A 17,546-nucleotide genomic window follows, 5' to 3' on the forward strand; every position below is an offset into this window, starting at 1 on the left:
GTATGCTTATGAAAAATCAACAACACTTGGTTGCCCAGACTGCAGCCGTACAAAATGAGAAGCTTACGGCATTATTGCAGTATGTGCAGGCTCATTCTCCTTACTATCAACGGCTGTTTGCCAAGAACAAAATAGCTGTAGATCAAATCACCACAGTCAACGATTTGAAACAGCTGCCAATAACGACCAAAGAAGACTTACAGGCATTTAATGATGATTTTTTATGTGTGCCCAAAACTGAGATTGTCGATTATGTTACTACATCGGGTACATTGGGTAAGCCCGTTACTTTTGCATTAACCGATCAGGATCTGGATCGTCTTACCGAAAACGAATCTAGATCGTTTGCTATTGCTGGGGTGACCAAAGCAGATGTAGTACAGTTAACAACCACTTTGGATCGTCGTTTTATGGCAGGATTGGCGTATTTTTTGGGTACCCGTAAGTTGGGTGCGGCCATGGTGCGCGTGGGATCGGGAATACCAGAGTTACAGTGGGATTCGATACATCGTTTTCAATCAACCTATTTAATTGTGGTACCGTCGTTTTTATTGAAATTGATTGCGTATGCCGAGACGCATGGTATTGATTATAACGCCTCGTCAGTAAAAGCTGCGATTTGTATTGGCGAACCCCTGCGGGATCAAAATTTTGAACTGAATACGCTGGGAACCAAAATCAAAGAGAAATGGGATATAGCGTTGTACTCAACCTATGCATCTACCGAGATGAGTACCGCTTTTACCGAGTGTACTGCACATAATGGCGGCCATCACCATCCGGATTTGATTATCACCGAAATTCTGGATGAGCACGGTAAGGCGGTACAAGATGGCGAAGTAGGGGAGTTGGTAATCACAACCCTTGGGGTGCAAGCTATGCCTCTGGTACGCTATACAACTGGCGACATGGTACGCGCTCATAAAGAACCCTGTAGCTGTGGTCGAACCACTATGCGGCTAAGTCCGGTACTGGGTCGTAAAAAACATATGATTAAATATAAAGGTACGACACTATATCCACAAAGTGTGGTTGAGGTATTGACTAGTTTTAAAGACGTGTTGGTATATGTGATCGAAGTTGTCACCAACGAACTAGAAACGGATAAGCTTTTGATTCATGTGTCAGACACCTTAAGCGCTGCAGACTGTAAAGCCTTAAAAGAGCATTTTAGAGCCAATCTACGAGTGGTACCCGATCTAGTATTGCAACCTATGGCAACGCTAAAAGCTATGAAATTTCCCGAAATGAGTCGTAAACCGATTACGTTTATTGATTCGAGAAGAGGGTAGTTTGATAAAAATAATCTTTCTTATGTATCGTAAAGCAAACGACCGATTACACAATGCTTGTAAAGGATGTTTTTGTGGTATCTTGTTTATAGTGCAATTAATTACAAGCTTAGTTTCTCTAAGATAATTACTGGACTTTATTAGTACATCACAAGTCACAGATTAGGGATGACACTATCTCATAACAAAAAATGAATAATCTTTATCTTCAAAGTGAAAAAATAGCTAAACAGTGTACTAATCTTAAGCGTATTTCACCAAAACTTCTCGAATTAAATTGAAACAGGATCATTTTTCTTAAAATTATATTAAATTAGGCACGGTCGGCTCGCGTATTATTGTCGTCATACGGTATAAAGTTTATTAACTAAAAGTTTGTTTTATGAATTGGTATTTAAAAGCGTTTAAACAATACGCAGATTTTAAAGGAAGAGCTAGAAGAAAAGAGTATTGGTTTTTCGGACTTTTTAATATGATTTTTGCTTTTATGGCGTTGACTTTAGATAATTTATTTGGGATTACTCTTTATGATATAGGTTATGGACCCCTCTATATTTTATATGCTCTAATTGTTTTTATACCAGGGCTAGCTATTACGGTCAGAAGATTGCATGATGTCGGTAAAAGTGGGTGGATGATTTTCATTAGTCTAATTCCTGTCGTGGGTACGATATGGTTGTTGGTTCTTTTAGTTACCGATAGTGAACCCAAAACAAACGAGTATGGCGAAAATCCTAAGATGTTGCAAGAAGGAGAAATCATATCAACAAATACCAATGTAAGGGCAGACTCTACCGATACTATTTTATTAGGAGTAGTTATATGGTTAGTGGTGTCTGCTTTATTTTGGAAGTTTATAATGCGATTCAATATGGATTTCTATTCTTCTAATGCGTACCATTTAATTAGTTCTTTTTCATCAATTATATGGGGTTGTATTCCAATCGTATTAGCATTTGTGGTCAAGGATAAGTCAAAAAAGATAGTTATGTTCGTTTTAGGCGGAATATATATATTGATAGAACTTTATGGCATTGTAGAAAGATTTTTAGCATAGCTAAGACTTTTGAATAGTATCCTGAAAAAGGATTCTAAATTTAAGTAGACCACATTACAATGTAATAGCAAGATTACAGTTACCGTTCGTACGTGACCAGTGGCGATATTCTTAATATTAATCAATACGATAGTTGATGCACTATGAGTAGAAATTATAAATTTCATAACCCTTCTGGACTGTCTTTGTAAGTTTTGCTACGGTATACTGGATTGATGTATTTACAAGAATGCTATATTTCTCGATATTAGCAGCTAGTATAGCGTATTGCAGAAAGTATAAAAGTATGGAGGTGTATGCATATTGTTTTATGCCAAGTCATGTACATTTCGTATTTCGATCAGGTGATGAGAACCCAAAAGGATTAATTCAGGATTTTAAAAAACATACAGCTAAGAAACTTATAGAAGCTGTACAAGAAAATCCTCAAGAGAGTAGAAAAGAATGGTTACTATGGATGATTGAAAAAGTTGGAGCTAAAAACGCATCGGTTTGTAAGATACAATTTTGGCAACATCATAATCAACCTGTTGAGTTCTGGACAAATAGTGTCATACAGCAAAAGATAGCTTATATTCATAACAACCCTGTTGTATCAGGTTTCGTAACTGATGCCGTAGATTGAAAATATAGCAGTGCTAGAAATTATCAGGATGATCACCCTATTTTAAAAATTGATAGTGATGGTTATTTTTTAGGACTGGACACTCCTTGACGTCACTGGTCACAGACCAGCGGTAGCGACCATTGGTAAGTCTTGTTCGGTAAAATTTTTATGTGTCTAATAATCTTATAAAATGATCAAGTTGGAAACTGAATCATTACTCATATTGTATCTAATTATTCTTAATGCCATTGGCGTTTTAATTTACAAAGCCTTTTATCCTAGAATTAAGGGGATACTTGGGGAATATGGTGTTGCGTGGCGTTTACGCAGGTTGAATAGAGACAGATATAAGACTATTAATGATATTTACCTAAACGTAAATAATAGAAGCACACAGATTGACCATATAGTTGTATCGGTCTACGGTATTTTTGTCATAGAAACCAAAAACTATAATGGTTGGATTCATGGAAATGAACATTCTGAATACTGGAAACAAACTTTTTACAAAAAGAAGCAACGATTTAGAAATCCCATAAAGCAAAATTTAGGACATATATATTTTTTGAAAAAAGCATTGTCTGAGTTCAATCAGGTTCAATATCATTCAATAATCGTTTTTGTAGGCAAAGGGAAATTGAAAAATGTATATACCAATACACCTGTAATTTATAGAAGTAAACTATTGAGAACTATTAAAAAATACACTACTCCAAATTTGAGCATAGAACAGGTAGAGAAAATAGTTAGCCGATTAGAGGAGGCTGCAATTAAAAAGAAGGGTGTAAGTAGAAATCATAAGAATTACGTGAGAAAACATCTTATTACAAGAAAAAAGCGTAAAAAAGCATTACGCTGTCCATCTTGTAATAATAAACTTGTTGTAAGAAAAGGAAAATACGGAAAATTTTACGGCTGCACTAATTTCCCAAAATGTAGATTTACAATGAAGAAAAAAAGTTTTTTCAACTAACAACTGCTAGTCTGCGGCCAATACCAATAAACTACTTTAAAAACAAATAAACCACCCAATCCAAACTCGATCTTTATTGATCCAAATTATAGTTGCGATGGCTTATTATAGATTATTAAATACGCTAGATTATGACACTTCATTAGAAGTATCGGGATCTGTCGCAGAGGAGGTGCGATTATCAACCGTTTGGTTATAGTTTTTTGCAAGAATATCCAGCTCGTTTAATAATATGTCATACGCTTGCGTATCTTCTAAAGTTGCATGTGCAGTTATGTGGTTGATTAGTGTGCGATATGCATCAATCGCCACTGTTCGTAATTGAGGTATATCGGCTGGTGTACGGGCAGCGTTATCACTCACACGATCTAGGTATTTTTGAGAGAACAGCTCATTACTCTCTTTAAGTTCCTTAATCCAATCCCATAGTTTTAGATCTATAGCTGCATTTACATATACCTCGTTATCCTCCCAGTCCTTGACCAAACTATTGATTACTGCAGTCTCTTCTTGGTAACTGAGGCGTTGTATATTGGAACCATAGATTGCAATAGTATCCAGTAGTGCTTTTGCTGCATTAGATAGTTGCTCGTCATAATGATATTTATAGCCTTCGAGAAGAGTTCGCAATCCCGTAATGGCACGATCTCGACGCTCATCCATCTCAATGATGTCTTGTGTAATCTTGCTCCCCTGAGCCTGTTTGAATGCCTTGTCAATTTTTTGGATGGCTGTTTCCAAAGCTGTTTTTGGTTCTTCAAGCTTTAAGGCTGCAAGGTCTTGTTTGTTGAGTAGATTGGTTACATCAAATAAATACTGTAAAAATTCGGCATGCCGATACCTACTAAAATAAGGTGTGTTCATACAATTAGGTTTTAAGAATTAAACTATGTCATTTATAAACACCAAATAGGTGTTAAACGACGGTAAGCATCTAAATTATAAATAATTATAAATATTTTAAAATTTAATTTTAGCGTGTTGATTTAAAGTATCCAAGATTTTTCAATAACCATTGGTTGCTAATGGTTTCGTTTTATTTCAGAGAGTATTACATCGGTTGCGGACGGTTTCGTTCTATTGCAAAGGGCGTTACATTGGTTGCGGATGGTTTCGTTCTATTGCAAAGGGCTTTACATCGGTTGCGGACGGTTTCGTTCTATTGCGAAGGGCTTTACATCGGTTGCGGATGGTTTCGTTCTATTGCAAAGGGCGTTACATTGTTTGCTGATGGTTTCGTTCTATTGTAAAGGGCGTTACATTGGTTGCGGATGGTTTCGTTCTATTACAAAGGGCGTTACATCGGTTGCGGATGGTTTCGTTCTATTGCGAAATGGCTTTACATCGGTTGCGGACGGTTTCGTTCTATTGCGAAATGGCTTTACATCACTTGCGGATCATACTATCACTGGGTTTGTCGATTAAGTGTAAATTTTTTTAACGGTTAGTTTTGATAAGTCAGAGGAGGTTTTATCTTTTGAATATTACAATTATAAAGAACATTTCTTAAACCAAAACCTCACTAGATTATGACTTAGTAGTTGGTTATAGGTTTTAAAATAAGGCATAAAAAAAGGGAGTTCTTAATGAACTCCCTTTTATATTAAATTAGGTCTCTTTAATCTAAAGGTTGACTCAAACTATCTTAAATTAGTCTAGCTTACCTTTCTACTTCTTTATCGTCCTTTTTAAGACCATCGATAATTTCTAAATCGTTATCGTCTTCGGTTGTAGTTTCTTCTTTTTCTGTAGTTGCAGTTGATGTTGCTTCTTCGATAGATTCTGATTCACATGCGATGAATAAAAATGCTGTAGCGATTAAGATTGATAAGTTTTTGATCATCATAATTAAATTTTAATAATTTGGGTTTTATAAAATTCTGGGGCAAATCTATAAAAAATACTAGTTGAAAAAACAGTGTTTCAAGCGGGTAGTATCGTTGCGATGTTTACAATGACTGAGATGTTCACAAAATTTTTAAGCAAACTACAAAGGAGTAATCAACCCTTGCAAGAGGACTTTTGAAGAATCGCTATCAATTTTAACATACTGCTGAGAACTTCGCATTTAGGATTTGTTAACGAAACAGGTTTAAATTAACAATAAATTAACTTTACAGGCTTTTTTTCGTTCTTTTTTACGATATTTCTATTGATTAGATGATTTTACTACGTATTTGTCAATGTAAATCAGTGAATTGATTAGTACTAGTAGGTTTTTATATAGTTGGTTTAGGAGTCGGCAAATTATAGCCTCTTTTTTGATAGAAAAAACTATCGTTTAAGGTTGATTTTTGAAGTATTTGAGATTGTATTGCCAGTAGTTATTACCTGTTTTGATCAACATTTGATCGCGATAAGATAGAATTATGCAGTTTATTGGATCACTCATAGCCTATATAGGATCGATAAAAAGGACTTCTAGTTCTAATTGTAAAAGCACTTAAGTGTGAATCTCTATAATATGGTAAGAATCGCAATACTCTTAGTGCGTATATGTATTAAGTACTCAAATAAATTGGTAATAATGATCGTATACTATATAAAGAACTATAGTAGTAAGTGTGCTAGTTCAAAAAACATAGCGTAAACAAATGCGTAGCTAGATTGCAATATGGGTATGGTTATAGATGTTAAAATAAGGCATAAAAAAAAGGGAGTTCTTAATGAACTCCCTTTTATATTAAATAGGTCTCTTTAATCTAAAGGTTGACTCAAACTATCTTAAATTAGTCTAGCTTACCTTTCTACTTCTTTATCGTCCTTTTTAAGACCGTCGATAACTTCTAAATCGTTATCGTCTTCGGTTGTAGTTTCTTCTTTTTCTGTAGTTGCAGTTGATGTTGCTTCTTCGATAGATTCTGATTCACATGCGATGAATAAAAATGCTGTAGCGATTAAGATTGATAAGTTTTTGATCATCATAATTAAATTTTAATAGTTTGGGTTTTATAAAATTCTGGGGCAAATCTATAAAAAATACTAGTTGAAAAAACAGTGTTTCAAGCGGGTAGTATCGTTGCGATGTTTACTATGACTGAGATGTTCACAAAATTTTTAAGCAAACTACAAAGGAGTAATCAACCCTTGCAAGAGGACTTTTGAAGAATCGCTATCAAATTTAACATACTGCTGAGAACTTCGCATTTAAGATTTGTTAACGAAACAGGTTGAAATTAACAATAAATTAACTTTACAGGCTTTTTTTCGCTCTTTTTTGCGATATTTCTATTGATTAGATCATTTTACTACGTATTTGTCAATGTAAATCAGTGAATTGATTAGTACTAGTAGGTTTTTATATAGTTGGTTTAGGAGTCGGCAAATTATAGCCTCTTTTTTGATTGAAAAAACTATCGTTTAAGGTTGATTTTTAAAGTATTTGAGATTGTATTGCCGGTAGTTATTACCTGTTTTGATCAACATTTGATCGCGATAAGATAGCATTATGCAGTTTATTGGATCACTCATAGCCTATATAGGATCGATAAAAAGGACTTTTAGTTCTAATTGTAAAAGCACTTAAGTGTGAATCTCTATAATATGGTAAGAATCGCAATACCCTTAGTGCGTTTATGTATTAAGTACTCAAGCAAATTGGTAATAATGATCGTATACTATATAAAGAACTACAGTAGTAAGTATGCTAGTTTACTTTGTAGGTGAAGTATTCTAGATGTAAACAAGTTATAACTGTAACATATAAACCTACTTAGAGACATATAAGATAGACTGATTACTATATTTAAAAAAACTTTGGATACAGCATCAGCTTAAATAGAAATGAACTATGGGAAAGCAACAACTAATTAAACGTTTAAAAAGTTATTATCCCTTAGAAAGATTTCATGCATTTGTTACCTTTCCTGTAATTTTACTCTATATCCTTTATAATAATGCAGTAGCAGATGTAGTTTTCTTGCTCTATGGGTTAGGGATAATCATTTTTGTTCTTATCCAAGGGCAACATTACTGGAAACTGAAGCTATATCGTTTATTAAAAAAACCTTTTGATCAACAGTACAACATTGATCTTTTTAAGAAAGCCAAGACTATCAATGGCTATCTAATAGCGCTCATTCCTTTAATACTGCTAGTTCAACTATATATCAATGCCTGGACAATCGTATCAGAAAACTTAATGAACTGGGCAATTTGTGCAAATGTGTTTGGCGTCTTGGAACATATCAACTATTATCATAGACAGTTGATGATTGATAATCGTGCAGATGTAGATTATTTAATGACTAATAAAAAATTGAAAGTAGCCAGTTTGGCAAAAGACTTAAACGAAAACCATTTTTAGTGAGCTCAATACCAGTTAAGGGTAGTTGTACCTATATACTGTATCATAAAATGCTCCTTTTTTTTAAAAAAATCTACTTATAAAATGCGCATGATAGCATCTACTGGTTTACAAGTTTACATATGCTAACTCAAAGTTTTTCTATCAGTTATAATAATTTATTACTAACCCTAAGATGTGTACCCTTGTGGAATAGGTGTTTTGGCTATTGAAGTAGTCTCATTTTAATTATTTGAAAATATAAGATTTTTTAAAATCGATCGTTTATTACAAGGATAATACCATAAAAAGAGTACCCCTATAACAAACAATTAATTTTATCAAACTTACAATGAAATCAAACACATTTGTATTAACCGGCATCACAGGACATTTAGGAAGACATGTTTTTTTTGAAATCATTAAAGATCATATGAGTGATCTTGACGCTCTTAAAATTTTTATTTTAGGTCGTTCTTCTAAAGAGAATTCTCTATCAAAGCGTATCGAAGATATTTTAACAACTGATGGTAAAGACTATCTAATGTTGGATTCTGAGAGTATGCGCAAGGTAAAATCATTTAATGCTACTAATGTATCGTATCTCGATATAAATTTATCGGGAGATGAATTAATCGGTACCGATGCTTTAGCAAAGCTTACGAACGTACAAATTGACCATTTTCTTCATATTGCAGCTGCGACTAGTTTTAGGACTGATGATAAGACAGTACAAAGACTTCATGCAACGAATGTAATGGGAACCTCCAAGATTCTAGAATTAGTGTCAAAACTAGAGGTCAAAGAGTTTAGTTATGTGAGTACAGCATACGCTTGCGGAAAAACTTATGGAGCGATTGAGCCAGATTATACCAACATGGATCAAGAGTTTAGAAATCCTTATGAAAAGAGTAAGCTCGAGGGTGAACTATTAGTTCATGAGTTCGCAAAAAAAACAGGCATACGATACAGAATTTTTAGACCTTCAACCATTTCTGGACGCTTGTTAGAACAGAAAAAAGGAGCTATAAATAAGTTTGACGTGTTTTATGGTTGGGTTGCATATTTTTTAAAATGGAAACTTCCAAAATTGCAAAATGTTGAAAATTTATATACCGAAGAAATTGCTTCTGATATACGAATAGCTATCAATAAAAATGCAGGTATCAATATTGTACCCGTTGATTTTGCAGCCAAAGTATTATATAATGTATGTAAGCATAATATAGCAGGTCAAAATTTTCATTTGGTAGGAGAAGAAGAAACGCCTCATGAATATTTCTTGACAAATCTCCTTAAAGATATTGCGGTCACTGATTTTTCATTTGTGAAGGCTATCCCAACAGATCCAAACCCTTTTGAACAACACTATTATGCTACAGTTGGTGCTATTTTTACTGGGTATCTAGTGCAGGATCCAATTTATTTTAAAACAGATAATTTACAGGATCTTTATAAAAAATTAAATTTGGAGTGTCCAAAAATAAATGATGAAAACTTAGCACACCTAGTGTCCTATGCAAAGTCTAAGAATTTTGGGATTAAGCTTGCTGTACCAGAAACGGCTTAAGGATAGTATCCATTTTTAGATCATAGTAGGACAGTAAAATTTTTTTGCTACAAAGATATGCAGTAAAACGATTACTAGCCTAGATTGTACGTAACGTGTACTTTTTAGAATTTTTTTCTACAAGTACACGTTATTTTTTTGTCTGTTATACTGTTAGGACTTTAAAGGCTCAAGTAAATTGAATTGCTAAGATTATGCATAGTTAGGTTGTGCTTATTTCGCAAAATGCTCAGCACCCCATGCATCCAAACTTCTCAAAATTGACTCCAAAGAGCGTCCTTTTGTGGATAAAGTGTATTCTACCTTAGGCGGAACGCTTGCAAAAACTTTACGTTCAACAAGTCCGTCACGTTCTAATTCTCGTACAGACTGTGTAAACATTATATGCGAAATAGTGCCCACCTGTTTCTGTAAAACTCCAGAGCGAAGCGGTTGCTCTAAAAGATGAAATAGAAGTAAAGGTTTCCATTTAGTACCAATTAAGTTCATCGTATAATGTAAGGGACAGTAATTATTTTTGCTCATCTTAGGTTTTTAAATGTTTCATAACGTGCATAGTACTCCTTTTGGTACGTATCTAATGATTAGGTAAGGTATTGTTTGACTGTGTGTTATAGCTTATTTTTGCAATATAAATTTATAAATCATGAAAGCAACTAAAACATATCCAAAATCTTTTTCGCATATTGGGATAACGGTACCTGATATTTATAAAGCCGTCAAATTTTATACAGATGTAATGGGTTGGTATACTATTATGGAGCCCTCGATAGTAAAAAAAGAAAAGGAAACAGCTATTGGTCAAATGTGTATTGATGTTTTTGGAGAAGACTGGAACAATTTTGAAATAGCACATCTTGCTACTTCTGATGGAATCGGAGTCGAATTATTTTCTTTTCAGAACAAACCAAAAGATGCTGCTGCATTTAATCCATTTGCCACAGGGTTATTCCATTTTTGTATTCAAGATCCTAATATTGAAGAACTCGTTGATAAAATCGTAGCCAATGGAGGTAAACAACGTATGCCAATACGCTCCTATTATCCAAATGAGAAACCTTTTAAAATGTGTTATGTCGAAGATCCCTTTGGTATTGTATTCGAAATCTACACACATAGTTACGAGTTGACCTATTCTTCTGGAGCCTATTCTGGTTAGTGATGTTACAGCAAAGTGCGTTGTTGTTGAAATATATGATTTGATATAGTCGAACTTATCCTTAGCTTACGCATTAATTGGTATACTATGGTATGCGCCTTTTAGGTAGGTAAATAATTACTGTGAATACAATGCAACAACACATAATAAAAGAGGTATTCGATCCTGCTAAATTACCAATAAACAACTATAGTATCGAGAATGAAAGTCAAAAGTACAAAGCTTGTCAATTTGAATTAGGAAATGTAAAGATCATTTCTAGAAATGCGAAAATAACACCTAAAAAGGTTGGGCAGTTTGTAACTTTTTGGAAGCGTAGCACAACAGGTTTGACAGAACCATTTAGTGAAAGTGATCGCTTTGATGCTTATATTGTTAATGTAGAAACTAAAAATGCCATGGGGCAATTTGTTTTTCCTAAAGCTGTGTTGATTGAAAAAGGAATCGTAGCCAGTTCATCAAAAGAGGGTAAAAGAGGTTTTAGGGTATATCCATCATGGGATACTCCTACCAGCAAACAAGCGATAGGAACGCAACAATGGCAACTCAACTATTTTTTTAAGTTGTATGAAGAAAACTGGAAGAGAAGAGTGAAAGCTTTATATCATCTATAAGCAAATAATTATACTAAATCAAATGTACTTTTTTTATAATTTGGAACTTCAAAGAAAGGGGTTGTGCACATTGCAATTAGGTGTTTATAAAGTGGGTATCTGTCAGCTTAGATCATTCATTCTTCTTTTGACAAGTTTACCTATAGTTATGATATGATTTTGAACCCCTCAAAATGTTTAAGTGAACCAATAGTGTGCGTAACTTGTAGGACATTTGCAAATTCTGGACCTATGGCACACCATGCTAACAATTGAGCAAGCTGTTCCTCAGAGCCTTCAGCTTCGATATAAACAGAGCCATTTGCCAAATTTTTTACAAATCCATAAATAGTAAGTTCGTTGGCTTTTTCTAAAGTGCTCTTTCGATACCAAACACCTTGCACTTTTCCAGATACGATTATTGAGTAATGAAGCATAGAATAATATTAGCTGTAAAGTAATAGAAAATCTTTTGAGATATTTTTAAATTCATGTTAATCTATTTTTTACAAACTACAATTAATACTTATAAAGGTGCTATGTAGTCTTGTAATATTTTGTGGGAATTAGAATGCTTAGAATCAATAAAAGGTTTGGGTAAAATCAACTACATCGGGAGTGTATATAGCTCTTTTATGTAGTTGTACCGTATTGATAGCAACCCATTTTTATGATAAATATCATTGTTTACAATGAAAACTTTCTTGTGTGACATAAGTCACTGATCAAAAAATGATTACTAATTATTTTTATAGTGTTTAAAAATAAAATTTAATCAAAATGAAAGTAGAACAAATTTATACAGGATGTATAGCTCATGCAGCTTATTATATTGAAAGCAACGGTGTGGCGGCAGTTTTTGATCCGCTACGCGAAGTTAAGCCATATATAGATCGTGCTCAAATAGATAATGCAACAATAAAGTACGTATTTGAAACACATTTTCATGCAGACTTCGTAAGTGGACATTTAGATTTACATAAAAAAGCAGGTTCAGAAATTGTATTTGGTCCAGGAGCCAAGCCAGCATATCCAGCAACAATAGCCAGCGATGGTCAGTTATTTGAGGTTGGTGCATACAAGGTTAAAGTAATCCACACGCCAGGCCATACAATGGAAAGTACTACATACCTACTAATCGATGAAAACAATAAAGAACATGGTATTATTACTGGAGATACTTTATTTATTGGAGATGTTGGGCGTCCCGACTTAGCACAACACGTTGTCTCAGACTTAACAGAAGAAAAGTTAGCTGGTTACTTATATGATTCTCTTAGAAATAAGATTATGCCCTTAAGTGATGATTTAATAGTATATCCTAATCATGGGGCAGGATCAGCTTGCGGTAAAATGATGAGTAAAGAAACAACAGACACGCTAGGAAATCAAAAAAAGACTAACTATGCGTTACAAGATATGACCAAACAAGAATTTATTAAAGCTCTTTTAACAGGTCTCACCGCACCTCCAGGATATTTTCCTCAAAATGTATTGATGAATATCAGAGGATATGAAAGTCTTGATACTATAATGGATAGGGCTACAAAAGCGTTAACTCCCGACGAGTTTGAGTTAATAGCAAATGAAACTGGAGCGCTAATGCTCGATACGCGTGATGCTAATGATTTTGCCAAAGGTTTTATTCCTAATAGTATCAATATAGGTTTAGATGGTAACTTTGCTCAATGGGTAGGAGAAATGATCCCAGATATAAAGCAACCAATACTTTTAATCACTGATGCTGGTAAGCAAGAAGAGGCAATTACACGATTATCTAGAGTAGGTTATGACTATACTGTTGGATACTTAAAAGGTGGATTTACATCTTGGCAAGAACTCGGTAAGGATATTGAGACTATAGACCGTATCACATCTTCAGAATTTGAAAAAGAGTATAAGAATCATAAGCCATTAGTGATAGATGTACGTAAGAAAAGTGAATATCAATCTGAACATGTAATTGATGCTGTCAACATACCTTTAAATGAAATTAATCAGCATCTATCTCAATTTCCTAAGAATAAGCCTTTTGTTATTCATTGCGCAGGAGGTTATAGAAGTATGATAGCTGCAGCAATTCTCAAACAACGAGGTTGGGACAATTTTGAAGACGTTATAGGAGGGTTTAAAGCTATTTCAGAAACGAAAGTTCCAAAATCAGCATATGTATGCCCTACCACATTATTATAACTACTATTTTTAAATTTAGCAATAACTCGGATCTCTAAGAATGGATACGAGTTTTGCTTAATTTAACTCTGTGTAACTTAAGTTACTGTTATGTTTTTGAAAACTAGATACTTTTACATCATAGAATTAAAAACAGAAAATATGAACGTTGAACAAATCTATACGGGTTGCCTAGCACAAGGTGCCTATTACATCGAGAGTAATGGCGAGGTTGCCATTATCGATCCGTTGAGAGAGGTAACACCCTATGTAAATAGAGCCAAAATCAATAAAGCAAAAATTAAATATATTTTTGAAACACATTTTCACGCAGATTTCGTGAGTGGACATGTGACTCTTGCAAAAGAAACAGGAGCACCGATTATCTATGGTCCTAATGCAAATCCTTCTTTTGATGCTATTATTGCTACAGATGGTCAAGAGTTCAAAGTAGGAGATGTAACCATTATCGCTTTACACACGCCAGGTCATACCATGGAAAGTACCACCTATTTATTAAGAGATGAAAATGAGAAAGATTATGCCATTTTTAGTGGAGATACATTGTTCTTGGGAGACGTAGGGAGACCAGATCTAGCTCAAAAAATGGGTGTTTTAACAGAACGAGACTTAGCAGGATTTTTATATGATAGCTTACGCAAAAAAATAATGCCTCTTGCAGATGATGTTATTGTCTATCCAGCTCACGGCGCAGGTTCTGCTTGTGGAAAAAACATGATGAAAGAAACTGTGGATACCTTAGGTAATCAAAAGCAAATGAATTATGCACTACGTGCAGACATGACCAAAGAAGAATTCATTGCCGAGGTCATAGATGGTTTGTTGCCCCCGCCTCAATACTTTCCAGCAAATGTTAGGCTGAATAAAGAAGGATATACTGATATTGAAGAAGTATTAAGAAGAGGCACACAAGCATTATCACCAGATGCATTCGAAGCCGCTGCAAATGAAACAGGAGCAGTTGTCTTGGATGTTAGACATCAAGACGATTTTGCAAAAGGACATATTCCTCGATCAATATTTATAGGTTTAGATGGTAGTTTTGCACCTTGGGTTGGTGCCTTAGTTGCAGATGTAAAACAACCTATACTTTTAGTTACTGATGAAGGTCGAGAAGAAGAAGCTGTTACAAGACTTTCTCGCGTAGGTTTTGACAATACATTGGGTTACTTAAAAGGCGGGTTTGAAGCTTGGAAAAAGGCAGCTAAAGAATATGACGTAGTAAGTTCTGTAACGGCTACACAATTCAAGAATGACCTTGAAGATGAAAAACTACCTGTATTTGATGTTCGTAAGGAGAGTGAGTATTTGTCAGAGCACGTAATAGATGCAAACAACACACCTCTGGATTTCTTGAACAATCATTTAGCAGAATTTCCTGAGGACAAACCTTTCTTTGTACACTGTGCAGGAGGTTATAGAAGTATGATTGCTTCTTCCATTTTAAAAAGTCGTGGCATCCATAATTTAATTGACGTAAAGGGTGGTTTTAAAGCCATAAAAGAAGCAGGAGTACCTGCGACTGATTATGTTTGCCCTTCAACACTTTAAAAATCGAGAACTATGAAAAATTTAAATCAAAATCAATGGTAAATGTTACTCTTAACCCTATAGCAGGGGGAGATTTAAATTTTTCTTGATATTTCGTGTGATTTTTTATAAAAACTTTTCTTCAGTAACCTAGGTTACATGAAAATTGTAAGGGATAGCTTTTCTTTGTGAAAAATAAATATAAATATGAACTGGATTTACGAACCTTGGCCTTGGTATATATCAGGCCCAATGATTGCTTTTGTTATGTTTTTACTGCTTATGGTAGGTAAAAATTTCGGAATGTCTGCTAACCTTAGAACCATGTGTACTATTTGTGGAGCAGGTAATAAAGCAGACTTTTTTAATTTTGAATGGAGATCTCAAAAATGGAATTTGATAGTTATTCTTGGAGCTGTGATCGGGGGATTTATTGGGTCTCATTTTTTGACAATAGATATGGCGGTGGCTATAAACCCAGAAACTATAATGGATTTAAGCGAACTTGGATTTAACAGTGCAGGAAAATCCTATTTGCCTAACGAGTTGTTTGATACTCAGTCCTTACTTAGTTTTAAAACAATTTTAATCCTTACTATTGGTGGGGTTTTGGTAGGTTTTGGAGCAAGATATGCCGGAGGTTGTACTTCGGGACACGCGATATCTGGATTAAGTGATTTACAATTGCCATCACTCATTGCAGTAATAGGTTTCTTTATAGGAGGTCTAATAATGATTCATTTTCTTTTTCCTTTAATATTTTAATTATGAGAACACTTATATATTTAGGTATCGGAATCCTTTTTGGGATCACAATGTTTAAATCCGAAGCCGCCTCATGGTTTCGTATTTATGAAATGTTCAAATTTGACGCATTCCACATGTACGGAATTATAGGTTCTGCACTTATAATTGGTATTATCGTAGTACAAGCAATAAAGAGTTTTAAAATTAAATCTTTTTATGGCGAAAAAATTCAATTTACTCCAAAAGCCAAAAGCTTTAGTCGTTATATGTTTGGTGGAATTATATTTGGTTTAGGTTGGGCATTAGCAGGAGCTTGTCCAGGACCAATGTTTACATTAGTTGGAGCTGGATATGTACCCATTTTAATTGTAATCGTTGCTTCTATTGTAGGGACTTTTCTTTATGGTATATTAAAAGATAAGTTACCTCACTAAGCATATTTTATTTAAAGTAACTCGCAGCTATTGATTTGATTAGTAAACGGTTATTATTGTGCACACTAAGTAGAGAAGAACTATAGCGCAGATTACTTTTTGTAATTCTAATTGAAAGCTATTAAAAGGGTTAGAACTAGATTTTTTAGTCGAGTTGTGATGTTTTTAATAGCTTTTTTTATTAAACGATACAAGAGAGTTTTAAATGAATTGATTTGCTACAAACTAAGTAACAGAAATAGATCCAAGAGAATAAAAGAGAAGTAAAAACAATAGGTATAAGTCATTTATAAGACTTTCAATATGATTTCTAAAATACCTTTTTGTAATCGCTCAAGCGAAGTATATAAGCTGAAAATAAAAAGGGAACTTTCAAACTAATTTTGAAAGTTCCCTTTTAGTGACCTCGGCAGGATTTGAAATTGTTTTTATCCAATTAATAATCAAGCATTTATATTTTTATTGGGTAGTTGTTGGGACAACCATGTCCAATTTATCCTCTGATTTAATAAGCTTACTCTCTACAAATGTAAGATCCAATAGGTTTTGTACCTCCTTAGATTGGGTAAGCTCCTCTTTTGTATGTTTTATAAAACCCATTAGTTTACGTTTTGTATACGTTCTGTATACAAATATATCAAAAATCCTAAGTAAACACTATAGGATATATGTTTTGTTTAGACGGCGAAGTTTTGCGGTAAAACCGCAGACAACTTATTAAGGTTTGTATGTATCTTGGTCTTATATTCATGCATTTATTATCTACCCCGGTAACAAAAAAAATCATATCAGTCACGTTGTGATATGCAGTTTATTTAATTTAAGAGTGTTGTGTCTTAATTAGTTGATTATATTAGTATGTATAAAACATATAGATATGAAAAAATTAACCACAGTATTTTTAGTAATTGCTGCAGTAGCCTTCACTTCATGTTCTGATACAAGTTTAGAAGAGAATGAAGAAATCTTACAGTTTGATTCAACCAGTATTGATAAAGAAGACTATGAAGTTCCTCCTAACGGGCTTACAACAGAAAAGCCAAATACACTCTCCACAAGTACAATCGACAAGGAGGACTACGAAGTTCCGGATAACGGGTAAACTT

19 protein-coding genes are annotated in these 17,546 nt (G+C 34.1%); 13 read left to right on the plus strand and 6 right to left on the minus strand.

The window, feature by feature from the left end; all coding sequences use genetic code 11:
• The first annotated feature begins 2 nt into the window (after positions 1 to 2).
• The 4 genes from ACE939_RS00605 to ACE939_RS00620 all read left to right on the plus strand — a co-directional run bounded on the left by ACE939_RS00605 (position 3) and on the right by ACE939_RS00620 (position 3,929).
• A complete protein-coding gene (locus tag ACE939_RS00605) occupies positions 3 to 1,292 on the plus strand; it encodes a phenylacetate--CoA ligase family protein (protein ID WP_378186832.1) in 1,290 nt (429 codons plus the stop codon).
• 382 nt (positions 1,293 to 1,674) lie between these two features.
• On the plus strand, positions 1,675 to 2,349 hold the full coding sequence (locus tag ACE939_RS00610) for a DUF805 domain-containing protein (protein WP_378186833.1): 675 nt from the start codon (positions 1,675 to 1,677) through the stop codon (positions 2,347 to 2,349).
• A gap of 286 nt (positions 2,350 to 2,635) precedes the next feature.
• On the plus strand, positions 2,636 to 2,974 hold the full coding sequence (locus tag ACE939_RS00615; RefSeq protein ID WP_378186834.1) for a hypothetical protein: 339 nt from the start codon (positions 2,636 to 2,638) through the stop codon (positions 2,972 to 2,974).
• 172 nt (positions 2,975 to 3,146) lie between these two features.
• Entirely contained in the window at positions 3,147 to 3,929 is a 783-nt protein-coding gene (locus tag ACE939_RS00620; RefSeq protein ID WP_378186835.1) for an NERD domain-containing protein, read from the plus strand.
• A gap of 129 nt (positions 3,930 to 4,058) precedes the next feature.
• On the opposite strand, the gene ACE939_RS00625 is transcribed toward ACE939_RS00620, so the two are convergent.
• The 3 genes from ACE939_RS00625 to ACE939_RS00635 all read right to left on the minus strand — a co-directional run bounded on the left by ACE939_RS00625 (position 4,059) and on the right by ACE939_RS00635 (position 6,854).
• Positions 4,059 to 4,793, minus strand: a complete 735-nt coding sequence (locus tag ACE939_RS00625; RefSeq protein WP_378186836.1) for a DUF6261 family protein — start codon at positions 4,791 to 4,793, stop codon at positions 4,059 to 4,061.
• A gap of 796 nt (positions 4,794 to 5,589) precedes the next feature.
• Positions 5,590 to 5,775, minus strand: coding sequence for a hypothetical protein (locus ACE939_RS00630; protein WP_378186837.1), 186 nt, complete (start codon positions 5,773 to 5,775; stop codon positions 5,590 to 5,592).
• An 893-nt stretch (positions 5,776 to 6,668) separates the two neighbouring features.
• A complete protein-coding gene (locus ACE939_RS00635; RefSeq protein ID WP_378186838.1) occupies positions 6,669 to 6,854 on the minus strand; it encodes a hypothetical protein in 186 nt (61 codons plus the stop codon).
• 865 nt (positions 6,855 to 7,719) lie between these two features.
• Between ACE939_RS00635 and ACE939_RS00640 the strand changes: the two genes are divergently transcribed.
• A complete protein-coding gene (locus ACE939_RS00640) occupies positions 7,720 to 8,235 on the plus strand; it encodes a hypothetical protein (RefSeq protein WP_378186839.1) in 516 nt (171 codons plus the stop codon).
• 331 nt (positions 8,236 to 8,566) lie between these two features.
• Positions 8,567 to 9,784, plus strand: coding sequence for an SDR family oxidoreductase (locus ACE939_RS00645; protein WP_378186840.1), 1,218 nt, complete (start codon positions 8,567 to 8,569; stop codon positions 9,782 to 9,784).
• Positions 9,785 to 9,997: 213 nt separating this feature from the next.
• On the opposite strand, the gene ACE939_RS00650 is transcribed toward ACE939_RS00645, so the two are convergent.
• The gene (locus ACE939_RS00650; protein WP_378186841.1) at positions 9,998 to 10,309 is read right to left on the minus strand and encodes a winged helix-turn-helix transcriptional regulator; all 312 of its coding nucleotides are present in this window, start codon (positions 10,307 to 10,309) and stop codon (positions 9,998 to 10,000) included.
• 121 nt (positions 10,310 to 10,430) lie between these two features.
• Between ACE939_RS00650 and ACE939_RS00655 the strand changes: the two genes are divergently transcribed.
• Both ACE939_RS00655 and ACE939_RS00660 read left to right on the plus strand, forming a co-directional pair.
• On the plus strand, positions 10,431 to 10,943 hold the full coding sequence (locus ACE939_RS00655; RefSeq protein WP_378186842.1) for a VOC family protein: 513 nt from the start codon (positions 10,431 to 10,433) through the stop codon (positions 10,941 to 10,943).
• Positions 10,944 to 11,074: 131 nt separating this feature from the next.
• A complete protein-coding gene (locus ACE939_RS00660; RefSeq protein WP_378186843.1) occupies positions 11,075 to 11,557 on the plus strand; it encodes a MepB family protein in 483 nt (160 codons plus the stop codon).
• A gap of 146 nt (positions 11,558 to 11,703) precedes the next feature.
• Here the strand turns inward: ACE939_RS00660 and ACE939_RS00665 are convergent, their stop codons facing one another.
• Complete coding sequence (locus ACE939_RS00665) at positions 11,704 to 11,973, minus strand: acylphosphatase (protein ID WP_378186844.1); 270 nt, start codon at positions 11,971 to 11,973, stop codon at positions 11,704 to 11,706.
• 343 nt (positions 11,974 to 12,316) lie between these two features.
• Between ACE939_RS00665 and ACE939_RS00670 the strand changes: the two genes are divergently transcribed.
• The 4 genes from ACE939_RS00670 to ACE939_RS00685 all read left to right on the plus strand — a co-directional run bounded on the left by ACE939_RS00670 (position 12,317) and on the right by ACE939_RS00685 (position 16,440).
• A complete protein-coding gene (locus ACE939_RS00670; protein WP_378186845.1) occupies positions 12,317 to 13,729 on the plus strand; it encodes a rhodanese-like domain-containing protein in 1,413 nt (470 codons plus the stop codon).
• A gap of 141 nt (positions 13,730 to 13,870) precedes the next feature.
• Positions 13,871 to 15,280: a rhodanese-like domain-containing protein gene (locus tag ACE939_RS00675; protein WP_378186846.1), complete on the plus strand. Its 1,410-nt coding sequence runs from the start codon at positions 13,871 to 13,873 to the stop codon at positions 15,278 to 15,280.
• A 186-nt stretch (positions 15,281 to 15,466) separates the two neighbouring features.
• Positions 15,467 to 16,024 (plus strand): YeeE/YedE family protein, encoded by a 558-nt coding sequence (locus tag ACE939_RS00680; RefSeq protein WP_378186847.1) that lies wholly within the window; start codon positions 15,467 to 15,469, stop codon positions 16,022 to 16,024.
• A 2-nt stretch (positions 16,025 to 16,026) separates the two neighbouring features.
• Positions 16,027 to 16,440: a DUF6691 family protein gene (locus tag ACE939_RS00685; RefSeq protein ID WP_378186848.1), complete on the plus strand. Its 414-nt coding sequence runs from the start codon at positions 16,027 to 16,029 to the stop codon at positions 16,438 to 16,440.
• Positions 16,441 to 16,899: 459 nt separating this feature from the next.
• Here ACE939_RS00685 and ACE939_RS00690 read toward each other — a convergent pair whose 3' ends face one another.
• Entirely contained in the window at positions 16,900 to 17,040 is a 141-nt protein-coding gene (locus ACE939_RS00690) for a hypothetical protein (protein WP_378186849.1), read from the minus strand.
• A gap of 277 nt (positions 17,041 to 17,317) precedes the next feature.
• Here ACE939_RS00690 and ACE939_RS00695 point away from each other — a divergent pair, with 277 nt between their 5' ends.
• Positions 17,318 to 17,542: a hypothetical protein gene (locus ACE939_RS00695; RefSeq protein ID WP_378186850.1), complete on the plus strand. Its 225-nt coding sequence runs from the start codon at positions 17,318 to 17,320 to the stop codon at positions 17,540 to 17,542.
• Positions 17,543 to 17,546: the final 4 nt, after the last annotated feature.

It is taken from the genome of Aquimarina rhodophyticola (genome assembly GCF_042434915.1).
Lineage (GTDB): Bacteria > Bacteroidota > Bacteroidia > Flavobacteriales > Flavobacteriaceae > Aquimarina.